This is a genomic window from Bacteroidota bacterium (assembly GCA_016722565.1).
Classification (GTDB): domain Bacteria; phylum Bacteroidota; class Bacteroidia; order 2-12-FULL-35-15; family 2-12-FULL-35-15; genus 2-12-FULL-35-15.
Genome location: JADKIU010000002.1, coordinates 324839 through 340327, shown reverse-complemented (window position 1 = coordinate 340327; position 15489 = coordinate 324839). Strand labels below are relative to the sequence as shown.

14 protein-coding genes are annotated in these 15489 nt (G+C 36.1%); 2 read left to right on the top strand and 12 right to left on the bottom strand.

The genetic code is table 11. The features are described from left to right. The first annotated feature begins 9 nt into the window (after positions 1 to 9). Both IPP64_06845 and IPP64_06840 read left to right on the top strand, forming a co-directional pair. Complete coding sequence (locus tag IPP64_06845) at positions 10 to 972, top strand: phosphotransferase (protein MBL0329124.1); 963 nt, start codon at positions 10 to 12, stop codon at positions 970 to 972. 42 nt (positions 973 to 1014) lie between these two features. After that, on the top strand, positions 1015 to 1680 hold the full coding sequence (locus IPP64_06840) for a T9SS type A sorting domain-containing protein (GenBank protein ID MBL0329123.1): 666 nt from the start codon (positions 1015 to 1017) through the stop codon (positions 1678 to 1680). 2 nt (positions 1681 to 1682) lie between these two features. Here the strand turns inward: IPP64_06840 and IPP64_06835 are convergent, their stop codons facing one another. From IPP64_06835 to IPP64_06780, 12 genes are all read right to left on the bottom strand, one after another. Beyond that, a complete protein-coding gene (locus IPP64_06835) occupies positions 1683 to 4955 on the bottom strand; it encodes a T9SS type A sorting domain-containing protein (protein ID MBL0329122.1) in 3273 nt (1090 codons plus the stop codon). Between the two features lie 47 nt (positions 4956 to 5002). Further along, positions 5003 to 6010 carry a bifunctional 3-deoxy-7-phosphoheptulonate synthase/chorismate mutase gene (locus IPP64_06830; protein MBL0329121.1) on the bottom strand — a complete coding sequence of 336 codons (1008 nt, stop codon included), beginning with the start codon at positions 6008 to 6010 and terminating at the stop codon, positions 5003 to 5005. Between the two features lie 33 nt (positions 6011 to 6043). Then, positions 6044 to 6844, bottom strand: coding sequence for a tryptophan synthase subunit alpha (locus IPP64_06825; protein MBL0329120.1), 801 nt, complete (start codon positions 6842 to 6844; stop codon positions 6044 to 6046). Continuing rightward, a complete protein-coding gene (gene trpB, locus IPP64_06820) occupies positions 6844 to 8031 on the bottom strand; it encodes a tryptophan synthase subunit beta (protein MBL0329119.1) in 1188 nt (395 codons plus the stop codon). Before trpB ends, IPP64_06825 begins: the two co-directional genes overlap by 1 nt. Next, on the bottom strand, positions 8015 to 8662 hold the full coding sequence (locus tag IPP64_06815) for a phosphoribosylanthranilate isomerase (protein ID MBL0329118.1): 648 nt from the start codon (positions 8660 to 8662) through the stop codon (positions 8015 to 8017). Before IPP64_06815 ends, trpB begins: the two co-directional genes overlap by 17 nt. Continuing rightward, positions 8659 to 9150: a GNAT family N-acetyltransferase gene (locus tag IPP64_06810; GenBank protein ID MBL0329117.1), complete on the bottom strand. Its 492-nt coding sequence runs from the start codon at positions 9148 to 9150 to the stop codon at positions 8659 to 8661. The genes IPP64_06815 and IPP64_06810 overlap by 4 nt, the downstream gene beginning before the upstream one ends. A 1-nt stretch (position 9151) precedes the next feature. Continuing rightward, positions 9152 to 9961 (bottom strand): indole-3-glycerol phosphate synthase TrpC, encoded by an 810-nt coding sequence (trpC, locus tag IPP64_06805; protein ID MBL0329116.1) that lies wholly within the window; start codon positions 9959 to 9961, stop codon positions 9152 to 9154. A 1-nt stretch (position 9962) separates the two neighbouring features. After that, positions 9963 to 10952, bottom strand: a complete 990-nt coding sequence (trpD, locus tag IPP64_06800) for an anthranilate phosphoribosyltransferase (GenBank protein ID MBL0329115.1) — start codon at positions 10950 to 10952, stop codon at positions 9963 to 9965. Next, positions 10949 to 11524, bottom strand: coding sequence for an aminodeoxychorismate/anthranilate synthase component II (locus IPP64_06795; protein MBL0329114.1), 576 nt, complete (start codon positions 11522 to 11524; stop codon positions 10949 to 10951). Before IPP64_06795 ends, trpD begins: the two co-directional genes overlap by 4 nt. 3 nt (positions 11525 to 11527) lie before the next feature. After that, positions 11528 to 12919: a chorismate-binding protein gene (locus IPP64_06790; protein ID MBL0329113.1), complete on the bottom strand. Its 1392-nt coding sequence runs from the start codon at positions 12917 to 12919 to the stop codon at positions 11528 to 11530. Positions 12920 to 13119: 200 nt separating this feature from the next. After that, positions 13120 to 14286: a glycosyltransferase gene (locus IPP64_06785; protein MBL0329112.1), complete on the bottom strand. Its 1167-nt coding sequence runs from the start codon at positions 14284 to 14286 to the stop codon at positions 13120 to 13122. After that, entirely contained in the window at positions 14283 to 15485 is a 1203-nt protein-coding gene (locus IPP64_06780) for a glycosyltransferase (protein ID MBL0329111.1), read from the bottom strand. The genes IPP64_06785 and IPP64_06780 overlap by 4 nt, the downstream gene beginning before the upstream one ends. Positions 15486 to 15489 lie beyond the last annotated feature (4 nt).

Here is a 15489-nt window from a genome sequence, read left to right as displayed (position 1 = left end):
CATTTGTATATGGCTTTTCCTGTAGAATATTCTTCCTTATCCACCCAAGCATTGCAGGAACTCATTTGCAAAAACTATTCATTTCCCGGCACCACTTCTATCACTTTTTTGAAAAGAGGTTTTAATGATACATACCTCATTCAAAATAAAACGAAGAAATATATTTTACGCGTTTATAAACATAACTGGCGTGCAGAAGATAGTATTGAAACCGAACTAAAACTTTTGAACTTTTTAAAAGAAAATGACATCTCTGTTTCGTTTCCAATTACTGATATTCATTCACAATTCATACAGCGCCTGGAAGCTCCGGAAGGTGTTCGGTATGCCGTTCTGTTTTCCTATGCAGAAGGTGAGCAAATTAGAAAATTAAATCTTGAACAAGCTGAATTACTTGGCATTCAAACCGGCAAAATACATCTACTCACTCTTAACAAACAATTGGGAGTTACTGCACACAACTATGGAATTGAATACCAATTTGAGAAAACACTATTCGTATTAAAACCGATACTTGTAAACCATTTAAATGAATACAATTATCTGGTAGAACTAAAAAATCATTTTACGGAACATTTTTCGACTATTGATACAACTCAATTAGCGAGAGGGATTTGTCATGGCGATTTACAAGCAGAAAATTTCCATATAACACCAGCCAATCAAATCACTTTTTTTGATTTTGATTTTTTCGGAGATGGATATTTAATTTACGACATCGGTGTTTTTATATGGTATGATCATAAAAACAAACCGAAAGAAATAGTTGATGCTTTTTTAAGAGGATATCAGACACAACGTAAACTTTCAGAATCAGAGTTGAAACTTTTACCTTATTTCAGCACATTGCGCGCCTTGTTTCAAATGACATTGTATTGTCAAATTAGCGATGGAAAACAATTGCCCTTATGGCCAGCACAGCAAATTGCCGACTTTGTAAAAAAAGTTGAAAAATGGATGAAGGGAAAATAGTTGACACGGAATTTTATTTTTATTAACTTAGATAAAAAAACAATGAAAAGAATATACACATTGCTATTCGCCAGCGCTCTATCTACCCTTTCTTTTTCACAAGGAATGATACAAGGTTTCACGATTGACCCTGCGGCACCAACAACCACAGATATAGTGAAAGTGTATGTAGATGTGATGTTTCCCACAATGGGTTGTGGAGTTGACAATCAAGGACATTCCACTACTGGAAGTTCAACAACCGGCTATGCTCACCATTGCCTAGGTATGTTGTCTGCCATTTGCACAACCGTTGATACATTTAATTTAGGAACGTTATCAGCAGGTACCCACACCTTTTCGTTAACACTAACAAGCGGATTGGGTGGACCGCCTTGCACTCCTGGATTTGCTCCAGATGATAATGAATCAACCAGTTTTGTTGTTTCTACACCAGTGGGAATAACCGAATATGATGTTAATGCGAGTAGTGTTGTTTTTCCAAATCCAATGAATGGAAAAGCGACTATACATGTTGCTGAATTTATTCAACTAAAAAATGCTGAATGCAGAGTGATGGATGTTATGGGGAAAACTGTAAAAACCATTCATTCCATTCATACCAATGAATTTCTAATCGAAAGAGATAAACTATCCGAAGGAATTTATTTTTATCAAATTATGCAGAATGGAACACTTATTAGTAAAGGGAAGTTGGTGATTGAGTAAACTCAATACACCACCACCTTTTTGCTAACTGAACCTTTACTGTTTTTTATGGCTAAGAGGTAAACCCCTTTTTCGTAAGTTGAAACATCCAAGAGACTTTCCTCGCGTCCATTAAAGGAATCGTACTTTTTAGTATAAATCAATCGTCCCATTACATCTGTAAGTTCAACAACCACATCGCTGGTAAAACTCGACTGAAAAATAAGATTTACAATTCCATTCGATGGGTTCGGGTACACAGAATAAGAAATACCATTCTCTCCCATTTCATCAATTCCTACAAAAGGTGTTGAAGTTGAAAAACAACCAGTCACGCTATCAATTTGCTGTAAGGTGATGGTTAAGCCAAACCAAGGCAAAACATAAAAGGAATCTGTTGCTCCTGGAATAATTACTCCCCCATTCAACCATTGATTCCCAGTTGGAAAATTTGAAAACAATGTGTCGTTGCTTATTGTAATTGATGGAATCGGAGGCAAAGCAGCTTCATAAATATCAACTGTATCCGATGACAATTTACATCCAAAAACATCTGTTACTGTAACACAATGAGAACTTGTAGAACTAACATTTATTAAATAGGTTATTTGTCCAGTAGGATTCCATAAGTGACTGCTACCATTACTTGCTAATAGCAAAATTGTTTGACCAAAACATATCGTATCATTTTTCGATAACGTAATGGTAGGTTTTACAGCAGGACTCACAGCGATATAGCTGTATTTTGTTACCGAATCGGTTCCAAAAGCATTTGTAACAACCAAGGTTACATTGTTATAAAGTCCCGGGGTATTATAAGTAACAACCGGATTTTGCAAGTTTGAGGTAGAAGGCGTTCCTCCAGGGAACGACCAACTCCAAGCAGTTGGGGCATTCATTGTGCTATCATAAAATTGCACATTAAAGCCCGGGCAACCACTCAAGGTATCACCAGCAAAATTCGCAAATGGCAAATTGGATAATGGATCAAAAATAGTAGACTCCCACAAACCTCTTCCATAGGTTGCAGCTCGCAATTTATTTGTGCCATAATGAATTTCCAATTCATCCACAATAACATTTGGCAATCCGTTTGAATACGGCATCCAAGACGTTAAATCATTATCAATATAATAAACTCCTAATTCAGTTCCAACATAAACACCGTCATTCGTACCCGTTTGATTAACCACACAATTCACTGGAATATTAGGTAAGCTTCCTGACAAGTTGGTCCAATTAGTTCCACCATCAATTGATTTAAACACTTTTGTTCCGGCAGTATATCCTGAACGTGTGAGCCAAATAATATTCGGATTAGTTGTAGAAACTTCGATTGCAGTTATAGAGGCAGAACCACTGGAAGAAGGATAAGGGACAATTGACCATGTCGTTCCACCATCTGTTGTTTTATAAATTGTGCTAGATGTTGCAGCATAGATATAAAGCGGATTCGATTTTGCAACTTCCAATACAATTAATCCGCTCGAATTGAAGGTTGATATCTTCGTCCAAAAAAGCCCTCTGTTAGTTGACTTCCAAACATTTTCAAATCCCGCATAAATGGTTTGCGGATCAACCGGATCTTGCATCCAAGGTGTCACCCATTGTCCAGGTTCATCAATATTATTTACAAGATTATCAAAATTATTTCCACCATCATCAGAGCCTTGTAATCCACCATTTTGATATTCACCATACACATAATTCGGATCACTCCAATCAATAAAGCATTCCATTCCATCACCCCCGAGAACCCTATTAAAAGCACCAGCATCATATAAACTAGAGCCATTGTCTTGCCAACCTTGCATTACTAGATTTGCATTTGTAACCGAATTTCCCAAACGATACATCTGTCCAATTTGTAATCCATTACTTTTATCTTGCCAACTACTTGCGCCATCATTGGTCACGTATAATCCGCCATCAGTTGTTGCATAAAGCTCAGATCCATCAGGTCGATAGGCCAAACTATGGATATCTGCGTGAACGTAAGGTAAACCACCGTCACCCCACCAGTGTGCAACGCAGTTCCAATCTAATCCTGCGTTATAGGATTTCCAAATATTAACACCGCCCACAACTACTTCCGATGCATCAACGGGAGAAACATCTAGTGACAATGTATACCAACCTTGCCCCCCTCCATCGCTTCCATCATATTCCCATCCAAATAAGTTTGGTGTACTGCTTTGTAAATTAAAAGATGTTCCGGAGTTGGTTGATAAATACAGTCCTTTGTATGAACTACTTCTAGAAGCCGAATATAATAAGTAAACGTATGAAGAGTTTGCAGCAGAAACTCCGATGGCAATTCTATTAATAGAAGAACTGAAAGGTAAACCTGCAGTAGTAGAAACAATTGTAAAGCTTAATCCTGTATTTACCGATTTGTAAAAACCTGCAGTAGAAGCCGCATAAATTACGGTAGGATCACCGGGTTTAAATTCCAAATCTTTAATATTTCCTGTTCCTAGCACCTTTGTCCAAGTAATACCGGCATCAGGTGATTTGAAGACACCAGTAGAAGTTGCAGCAAAAATCATATTGTGATCATTTGGATTAATTAAAAGTCTGCCAACGCTTCTTCCTTGATTCGTTGTCCAATTTAATCCAGTGATAGCCCAGGAAATACCACCATCAATGGATTTCAAAACGCCAACCCCATAGGTATCGCTGGCATCTTGATCACCAGTTCCAATATACATGACGTTCGGGTTAGTCGGGTCAATGGCAATATCATTCACTCCTAAAGTTGGAAGATTATCTGTCGCAGTGGTCCAACTTAATCCTGCATTTATTGATTTCCATAATCCACCTGCAGGTGAACCTACCCATATGATATTTGGATTTGTAGGATGAAAAGCAACACAATTTAAACGTCCGGCTCCTCCACCGTTTGTAGGTACTGTAAAAGCGCCTAAGGGTGTCCAGTTGCCTCCTGTCATCATCGAGCTTCGCTGTGCAGGATTCACAATTAATTTCTCTAGCTCTTCATGGCCTTTCGATAATAAAGTTCTATCTCCACTGGGATACACTCGAGGTTCAATGAAATGTTCCCAACGTTTGTATAACACATAACCTTCACTTTCTTTTTCTGTTTTGTTTTTAAAATTAAAAAAGGATTTGAATTTTTCTTTCTTTTCCTCCTTTTTCCAATAATCATTAAATGATTTTTGGACGTCATAAAAATTCACAGTAGGATCTTGAAGTTTATTAACCCAATCCTGAGAAAAAGAAGTGGTTGATAAAAAAGAAAAGCAAGCAATAAAGGCAATCGATTTACGTAGCATATTTTAGAGAAATTTGAAGAAACAAGATACGACTAAATGCATTTTAATCAAACTAAATTAAGACTATAATTAGCATTCAATCGACCGACCAAACGTTCCGACTCATCAAAATTTAAGGTTTGAGCACCATCACTGGCAGCTTCTTCCGGTTTTTCGTGCACTTCATAAATCACGCCATCAGCACCGGCCATCATGGCTGCAAGGGCAATCATCGGAACATGTTCACGAATCCCTATTCCGTGTGAAGGGTCAGCAATCACCGGTAAATGTGTTTTTTCCTTTAAGATTGGAATGGCATTAATATCAAACGTATTTCGGTATGCTGTCTCATACGAACGAATTCCTCGTTCACAAAGCATCAGTCGCTCATTTCCATTCGAAAAGATGTATTCAGCAGATTGCAACAATTCATCAATTGTACCGCTCATTCCCCGCTTGATTAAAACAGGTTTATCCACCCGTCCGAGTTCATCTAATAAATTAAAATTTTGTGAGTTTCTAGCTCCGACTTGAAAAACATCCACATAGTCAATCATTTCTTCGATTTGCGAGACTTGCATCACTTCCGTTATGATTTTAATTCCGTTGGCCCTGCAAATGCTGTGAAACATTTTTAATCCATCCATCCCCATACCACGAAAAGCATAAGGCGAACTTCGTGGCTTAAAAACACCACCACGCATCACTTTTATATTGTTTGCGACCAAATGCTTCACAATTTTTTCAACTTGCTCTTCACTTTCAATGCTGCACGGTCCGGCCATGATGGAAAAGTTATTTTCACCAATCAATACATCATCTCCCAAATCAATTTCCGTAGCGTTCACTTTCCATTTGCGTGAAACAAGCTTATAACTATCGGATACTCGATGAACGTCCATTACACCATCTAGACTTCCAATCAAACGAATATCAAATTCGTTTTTACCGATACAGACCAAGTAAATTCCTTTTTGTGTTTTTACTTCTGTTATTTTATAGCCAATGCGATTGATTGAAAAAAGTATCTTCTCTTTTACGCTTGGCGAAATGTTTTGTTCTAATTGAATAATCATGGTATGGATAATGAATTAATAAGATCCCGATAGCTATCGGGATAACGAATCTGCGTTTGCTAATTGTTCTTTTAAAATAGAGTTGACGAAACCTGCAATGTCCTTTTTCAAATCCTCACTCTTCTCAATGGATTTAATAAAGGCACTTCCGATAATTGCGCCATTGGCGTAATCACAAGCCTTTAAAAATGTTTGTTGATTATGAATTCCAAAACCAATAACGGTAGGACTGTTTAAATTCATTTCCTTTATTCTTTTGAAGTATTGTTCTTGTTCGATATCAATTTCATTCTTTCCTCCTGTTGTACTTGCGGAAGAAACCATGTAAATAAATCCATTAGAATGCTTATCAATCAAACGAATTCGTTCTTCTGTGGTTTGTGGTGTTATTAAAAAGATGTTTTTCAAATTGTATTTTTCAAAAATCACTTTGTAATTTTCTAAATATTCCTGAAGGGGTAAATCTGGAATAATTATACCAGAAATACCAAGTAGCGATGCATTTTCACAAAATGGTTCAACCCCATATTGTAAAATAGGATTCAAATAACCCATCAGAATAAGTGGAATTCTTGAATTCACACTTTTCAATTGCTCAAAAAGCAATTTTATCGTCATTCCATTTTCCAAAGCAATTTCACTACTTCTTTGTATGGTGGGACCATCTGCCAAAGGGTCAGAAAAGGGCATTCCTATTTCAATCATATCCACTTCGGTTCTTTCTAATTCATGAATGGTTGTAGCAGTATCATTCAACTTTGGAAAACCTGCTGTGAAATAAACAGAAAGAATATTCTCTTTCTTAGCTTGAAACAGTTGATCAATCTTGTTCATTATTTTTCAATCTTTAATTTGTCCAAATACGTTGCCAAGTCTTTGTCTCCTCTACCGGAAAGATTCACAACAACCACATCCTTTGAATCCGCATTTAACTTTTCAAGGTAAGCTAATGCATGCCCACTTTCCAAAGCAGGAATTATTCCTTCTAATTCACAAAGTAAAAACGCTGCTTTTAATGCTTCATCATCTGTTGCTGAGACGAATCTAGCGCGTCCAGTTTCAAACAAATGCGCATGAATTGGACCAACTCCTGGGTAATCCAATCCCGCTGAAATACTGTATGGCTCAGTAATCTGACCATCTACTGTTTGCATCAACAATGTTTTGCTTCCATGAATAATTCCTGGTTTACCAAGTACACTTGTTGCAGCTGAATGACCAGATTCAATTCCTTTTCCTGCCGCTTCAACGGCAATCAACTGAACATTTTCAGTCTCTAAAAAATGATAAAAAGCTCCTGCTGCATTGCTTCCACCACCAACACAAGCAATCACATAATCGGGATTTTCATTGCCGGTTTTTTCAAACAATTGTTTTTTCAGTTCTTCACTGATAACACTTTGAAAACGAGCGACCATATCGGGATAAGGGTGTGGACCAACGACAGAACCAATAATATAATAAGTATCCAGCGGGTTATTGATCCAATCACGAATTGCCTCATTGGTAGCATCTTTTAATGTTTTACTTCCACTCGTGGCAGGAATGACTTCCGCACCTAACAATTTCATGCGTGCAACATTGGGTGCTTGCCGTTTTATATCCACTTCGCCCATATATACAATACACTTTAATCCCATTAATGCACAAACGGTTGCAGTTGCTACACCATGTTGTCCAGCACCTGTCTCCGCAATAATCCTAGATTTCCCTAAGCGCTTTGCCAGTAAAATCTGCCCTAAAGTATTATTGATCTTATGCGCTCCAGTATGATTCAAATCTTCACGTTTTAAATAAACTTTCGTTTGATAATGGTCAGAAAGTCGTTTTGCAAAATACAATGGAGATGGTCGTCCAACATAATCGCGCAACAACACATTCAACTCCGCTTGAAAACTTTCCTCCTGAATAATAGTAAGGTAATTTTTGCGAAGCTCTTCCACATTTGGATAAAGCATTTCAGGGATAAAAGCACCACCGAAATTGCCGTAATAACCTTTTTCGTTAACTTGATAATTCATTTTTTAATTTCTTTAATTTTTCAACGTCTTTTAATCCAAATTCATTCTCAAATTTGCTGTTTACATCAATAGAATGAATATTTAACTTCTCGCCCTGAAAGCTACTGGAATTTAAATTTTTTATCCCGGTAGCTGTCGAGATTTCAATTTCCTCCAACCCAATCCCACCACTTAAAAAGAACGGAAGTTGATGTTCATACTTTCCTAATAGATTCCAATCAAATTGTTTTCCACTCCCACCATACTGTTCGCTTTTGGTATCAAACAAAAAATAAGAACATTTATCTTTATACTCATTTAAGACATTCCAATCAAACTCTTCATTTATCCCGAATGCTTTAATTACAGGTATAAAATGATTAAATACTTCGCATAAATCAGCGGTTTCGTTTCCATGCAATTGAATAAAGTCAAGCTTGTATTCATCCATTTTATCAATAATATAAGAGGAATTGGCATTTACGAAGACACCTACTTTTTTTATTTCAGGCGAAATAGAAGGCATTACGAAATTATCGCCAACAAACCGTTTGGAGGAGGGATAAAAGATAAAACCCATATAATCGGGTTTGAGAAGCGCTACTTGTTTTATATTTTCGGGATCTTTTAATCCACATATTTTCAGTTTCATTTTAGTTTATTAATCATAATAAAATCATTCATAAAATAGCCATTACCGATATCAAAATCTGCTATTTCTTTAATAACAAATCCCTTTTTAAAATAAAAATTAATGGCTTTAAAATTTTGTCTATTCACTGTTAATTCAATTGTTTCAGCAGTTGGCATTTGACTTAAAACATATTTAAATAAATCTGAGCCAACGCCCTTTCGTTGATCATCTACCTCAACATAAAACTTATGCAAGAAATAGTTTTTAGCATCTTTCGTACTCAAGGCTATATATCCAATAGCTTTTGCTCCGTCATAAACTAAAGTGAATTGATGTCCATCTTTCATTTGTTTTAACAAACTTTCTGATGAGTACATTGTTTTCAGCATAAATTCAATTTGTTCGAGGGTTATGATTGTAATATAATGCCTACGCCAAATATTATCAGCTAATTGAGCTATTAATGTTACATCTTGTTCTGTTGCTTTTTTAAATTTCAATTCCATGTTATGCGAGTATTAAATTATTTTTTAATGCGCTTACTTCTTTAATAAAATTGGCACATGCAATTTCTGGGCGGCTGTTTTTCATAAATGTTTCTCCTATCAAAAAGCCATTAAAACCTACATCTTTTAACTCAATGATTGTTTGGACTGAGTCAATTCCACTTTCTGATATTTTTACAAATTCAGAAGGAATTAAATTCGCAAATTCAAATGATTGAGAAATATTAACTGTGAAGTCTTTTAAATTTCTATTATTAACTCCTACTGCATCTACAAACTCATTGACCGATTGCAACTCATCTTTATCTCTTACTTCTAATAACACTTCCAGACCAAATGATTTTGCAAACCGGGCAAATTGATGTATCTGATCTGCATTCAATACATTTGCCAACAATAAAATTGCATCTGCTCCAATAGATTTTGCTTCTACAATCTGATATTCATCGATGATAAAATCTTTGCGTAGAATAGGACAATAATTAAATTTGCGAGCAGTTGTTAAATCCTCATTTTTTCCACCAAAAAATTCAGTATCAGTAAGTATGCTGAGTGCACTTGCACCTGCCTGCATATAGCCAATAGAAGTTCGCTCGACATCTGCATATTTGTTAATCATTCCCTTGGATGGCGATTTCCGTTTGAACTCGGCAATGATTCCAAGTTTATCTGTACGTAACAAATATTTTTTAAACGAAACAGTGGGCGATTCAAAAAATGTGGAGCGTTCAAGTAGCTTTTCGGGATATAAACTTTTCCGTTCAGCAACTTCCTTTTTCTTTTGAGCAATAATTTGTTCCAATGTATTCATTTCAATTATTTATTAAGGATTGATAGGCCTTCAATGCTTTTTTTGATTCCAATGATTCCTTCGCTTGAAGCAAACAGTCAGAAAAAGATTGCTCAGACTGTACCGTCTGAAGTGCAAGTGCTGCATTTACTATAACTGCATTATTTTGAGCAATTGTACCTTCTCCATTTAAAACTGACAAGAATAGTTTTGCAGCCGCGTCAATCGTTGCTCCACCATAAAGCGCTTGTTGTTCTACCTTATCAAAACCAATGGATGACAATTCGATGAGTTGTTCTTTTTTAGAAGAATAGATTTTAAAATCAGATGTCAATGATACTTCATCGAATCCATCCAGCGAGTGAACTATTGTGTATTTTGCTTCAGTTTGTTGAAGCATGTAATGATATAAGCGAGCCATTTCTAAATTATATACACCCAATAATTGATAGGTAGGCAAACTTGGATTCACAATCGGTCCAAGTAAATTAAAAAATGTCCGTACACCTAATTCTTTGCGAACAGGGGCTACACTTTTCATCGCAGGATGAAACAAAGGAGCGTGTAAAAAACAAATTCCGGCTTTGTCCAATTGTTTTTGCAATGTTGCTCTATCGTTCGTAAAACGGTAACCGATGGCTTCCAAAACATTGGATGATCCGCTAACAGAAGAAACACCATAATTTCCATGTTTTGTAACGGTAACACCGGCACCGGCAACCACAAAGCAAGCGAGGGTAGAAATATTAAATGTATCCTTCCCATCTCCTCCTGTTCCAACAATATCAATTGTTTGATCGGTATCAAATTTAACTTTCAAACACATATCCAGCATGGCTTCTCTAAATCCGGCTAATTCCTCAACCGTGACCGAGCGCATCAGGTAGACCGATAAAAAAGCAGCCACTTGGGAAGAAGGATACTTCTCTGTAGCAATATTGAATAAGACATTTTTTGCTTCCATTTTGGAAAGTGTCTGATGTTCAAATAAATTATTTAATACCTGTTTCATTTCTGTTCTGATTCAACCCAATTTTTTATCATTTGCAATCCATGCTCTGTTAAAACACTCTCCGGATGAAACTGGACGCCTCTAACATCCAATGTTTTATGTCTCAATGCCATTATGTTTCCTGTTTCATCCAAAGCGGTAATTTCTAATTCCTCCGGCAATGTATCTTTGTTTACACACCAGGAATGGTAACGACCCACAAGTAGTTGTTTAGGAATATTTTGAAATAAAATATCTTCTGCGATAATCTCAATTGGTGTGGATACACCATGAAATACCTCTGGCATATTCGTCAATGTTCCACCAAATGCTTCTGCAATGGCTTGTTGTCCAAGGCAAACACCCAAAATACTTTTTGATGAAGCATATGTTTTGATCACATCAATTAAAATTCCAGCTTCAGAAGGAATCCCAGGTCCGGGTGAAAGCAAAATCTTATCAAACCTGTCAATTTCCTTCAAGGTAATTTTATCATTACGATGAACTTCTACAGAAGCATCACTTACTTTTTCCAAGTAATGAACAAGGTTATACGTAAAGCTGTCATAGTTGTCTAAAACCAATATTTTCATTTCTTAAATCTCCTTTGCTATATCAATGGCTTTTTTCAAAGCTGCTAATTTGTTATTCACTTCATTTAATTCCTTTTGCTCATCGGATGATTCAACAATCCCTGCTCCGGCTTGATAAAACAAGGTATTGTTTTTACTCAAAAAGGAACGAATCATGATTGCGCTATTAAAAGTACCATCAAATCCTAAAAATCCAATACATCCACCATAAAAACTTCTATTCCCTCGCTCATATTCATCAATTAATTGCATTGCTTTATGTTTGGGAGCTCCGCTCAAAGTGCCCGCAGGAAAAGTATCACCCACCATTTTAAGTATCGAAACACCCGGCTTCAATTCACCGGACACATTTGAAACCAAATGAATCACATGAGAATAATATTGAATGTCTTTAAATTTCTCCACATTCACATTCTTGCAGTTTCGACTCAAATCATTTCTTGCCAAATCCACCAGCATCACATGCTCAGCATTTTCTTTTGCATCTGCTTTTAATTTTTCTGCTAATTCCGTATCATTGGCTCCTGTCCGTTTGAATGTACCTGCAATCGGATTAATCCTGGCTATATTGTTCTTTACAACCAATTGCGCCTCAGGAGAAGAACCAAAGAGTTTAAAATTGCCATAATCAAAATAAAAAAGATAGGGTGATGGGTTAACTGAACGTAAAGCCCTATAAACATTAAAATCATCTCCTTTAAATTTTCTCGAAAACTCACGTGATAGCACTAGTTGAAAAACATCTCCTCTTTTGCAATGCGCTTTCCCTTTTTTAATAACATCTAGAAAACTTGCATCAGAAAAGTTTGATTGCTCCTCTTCTATTGTAGTAAACGAATAGGATGCAAAATTTTTATTGCTTATTATTTCTTCTAATTGTTCTATTCCCTTTGCATCAGCTTCAGAACAATGCTGTGAAATTGTAATTTCATCTTTATAGTGATCAATCGCAATTACAAATTGATAAAGGTTGTAAATACAATCCGGAATGCTTTTCTCTTCTTTCTTTATCACTTGTATATCAATGTCTTCAAAATATCGCACAGTATCATAGGCAATATAACCAAACAAACCATTCAGGATTCCATTCGAAGTTTCTGTTTCAAAAAAATCACAAAAAGATGTTATTTCATCAGGAACAGAAACAGTTGGTTCCAATTTTTTTATCGTACGAGTTCCATCCGGAAAGTTGCAAACAATAGTTTCATGCTCTACTTTTATTCCGGCAATGGGTTTACAACAGATATAGGAATAGTTGTTTTCACTTCCATGATAATCGGAGCTCTCCAACAGAATGGTATTCGCAAATTTATCACGAAGCTTTAAGTAGATACTCACCGGGGTAAATGTATCTGCCAGTATTTTTTTTGATGTAGTATTAATTTTAAAGGTCATTGTGGTTGAGTTTAGACAATAAAAAAAGCGCTTGTTCACATAGAGAACAGGCGCTTTTAGATATCTTATCGTATTAAATAATAGCTTATGCCGTCCTCATTGAGTACGACCACCACCACATGTTATTTAATAATTGAGTTTTCATTTCTGCGACAAATATACAGCAGTTTAAAATTAAAAAGCAAATTTATTTTCAATTTTTATTTTTTAGAGATTAATTTCTCCAAAATCGAGGTGGTACTTTGCCAGTTAAAACCGTTGACAACAAACTGATATCCATTCATCGCAATTTGTTTGGCTTTGGTTTCATTTTGTAAGAGATCAATAATGTGTCGTGCATATTGTTCAGGAGTATCTGCTACCAAAATTTGTTCATTCGGTTTTGCACCCAGTGCATTGTTTGCTAAGGTAGATGTAATACAAGGCAGTTGCATGGCCATTGCTTCCAACAATTTATTCTGCAAGCCAATACTTATCTGCATGGGAGCAACCAAAATTTTCGATTTTGCAAAATTCATCCGAATATCATCTACCCAACCGGATACGATTACTTTATCTGAGGCTAAATCCAAAACCGTGGCATTAGGAGAAGCTCCAGAAATTAACAAGCGGACCTGTGGCATTTTGTTCCAAACATACGGCATCACTTTTTCAACAAGGTATTCAACACTTTCAATGTTCGGTGGATAGTTCATGTTGCCGTTGAACAACAACTCGAATTCTTTTTTATGCACAATGGGTTTAAAATATGACGTATCCACACCATTGGGAACAACAACGATTGTTTGTTTTTGAGGATGAGGAATAAAATTTTTATCCTGCTCCGAAATAATCGTTTTGTTGTTGAAATAGGAAAACACTTTGTTTTCATACCTTTTCAATCTACGATACTCCATAGCCAAAAAAGGTTTCATATAAAACAATTCCGTTGATTTCCTGCGTTCCATTCCTTTGGAAAACACATCCATATAATCCAATGTTTTAGGAATGTGCGGATATTTTTTAATGTATTCGGTTGTACGAATCAGCTGACAATAGATATGATCCGGTTTGTGCTTGGCGATCAGTTCATCTACTTTTTTCTGTGCTTTATCAAAATAAAAATAACCGACTTGCAAAGGTTTTCCATTAAAAAAGGCACGTAGCAAATTAAAGAATACTGTGAATTTTGAAAACTTAACAATCGAAATCGCGACACAATACTTTTTCAATTCCGTTAATGCACGTTCATCCAGCTTCGTGTCGTTTAAAGCAAACAGAACAATTTGATGTTTTTTAGAAAGTTCTTTTATCTGATTGAAAGCACGGAGTTTGTCCCCTTTTTCAAGCGGATATGGCACACGTGATAACAATACAAATAATTTCATTTTCTCAAAAGTGTTTTATAAAACTCAGATAACTTCGAACAAATATACGAGTTGTTGTAAGTTGTTTCCGCTAATGTTCTTCCATTTGTTCCTATTCCGTCACAATAGGCCTCATCCTCAATACACGATGCGATTGCCGCAGTAAACTCAGAAATAGTATTTGCAATAAGGATATTTTTTTTGTTTTCATAAGCAATACCCTCTGCACCAATGGAAGTAGAAATGATGGTTTTTCCCAATGCCAATCCTTCCACAATTTTTACTCGCATACCTCCACCCGAAAGCAATGGCACAATCATCATGGATTTTGAATTCATAAAGGAAGTTGCATTTTCCACTTCACCAACAACAACTACATTTTTCAATTGTAAACTTTTTAAATCTGGCGACATATTTCGCCCAGCCAAATACAATTTTAGATCAGGGAGATTGCGGCTCACTTCTGGCCAAATCGCTTTCAAAAACCATTGAATTGCCTCCATATTGGGTTGCCAATCCATTGCTCCAATATGAAACAACGAAGGGCGTTCTATTCCAGACTTATTAACCTGATACTTTTCAATTTCTATTCCAAAAGGAATTGTAATCATGGGAAGTTGACAACCAACTTTTTCATAAATGGCAGCATCCACATCCGTTATACTTGCAATTGCATCGTAATTGTTCAACATAGAAAGCTCATAAGATTTTAATCGGGATGCGAGCATGTTGAGATACACTTTTTTTATTGGATTCGAACAAGCATTTGCTAAACGTTCCCAAATCAAATATTCCACATTGTGTGACCGCAATACCACTTTTGCTTTTGAATGTTTTCTTATAACGTCCAAATACATTGTTACCCATAACGATTCCAATTGAATTACATCGTATGGATAGGACTTTAATTTCTCTATTAATGCGACTTCAAATGCTTTGGAATAAAAACGGGAAATATTATATGAAGTTCCTGTAAATAGATTTATAAATGCAGCCAATGGACGAACAGAAGTATCAATAAAAACAGATTGAAATGCAGTTTTCGATTTATAAGTTGCATCAATATCTGTTTCTTTCACCGATTGCTTGGGTGTGGACATTGCTAATACATGCACAGTAGTACCTTGCGCAATCAAACCTTCGGTGAGCATATTCATTGCAATGCTTCCACCATCTTGGGGAGCATAAGGTATTTTATTGCAAATCTGTAATATGTTCATGCGT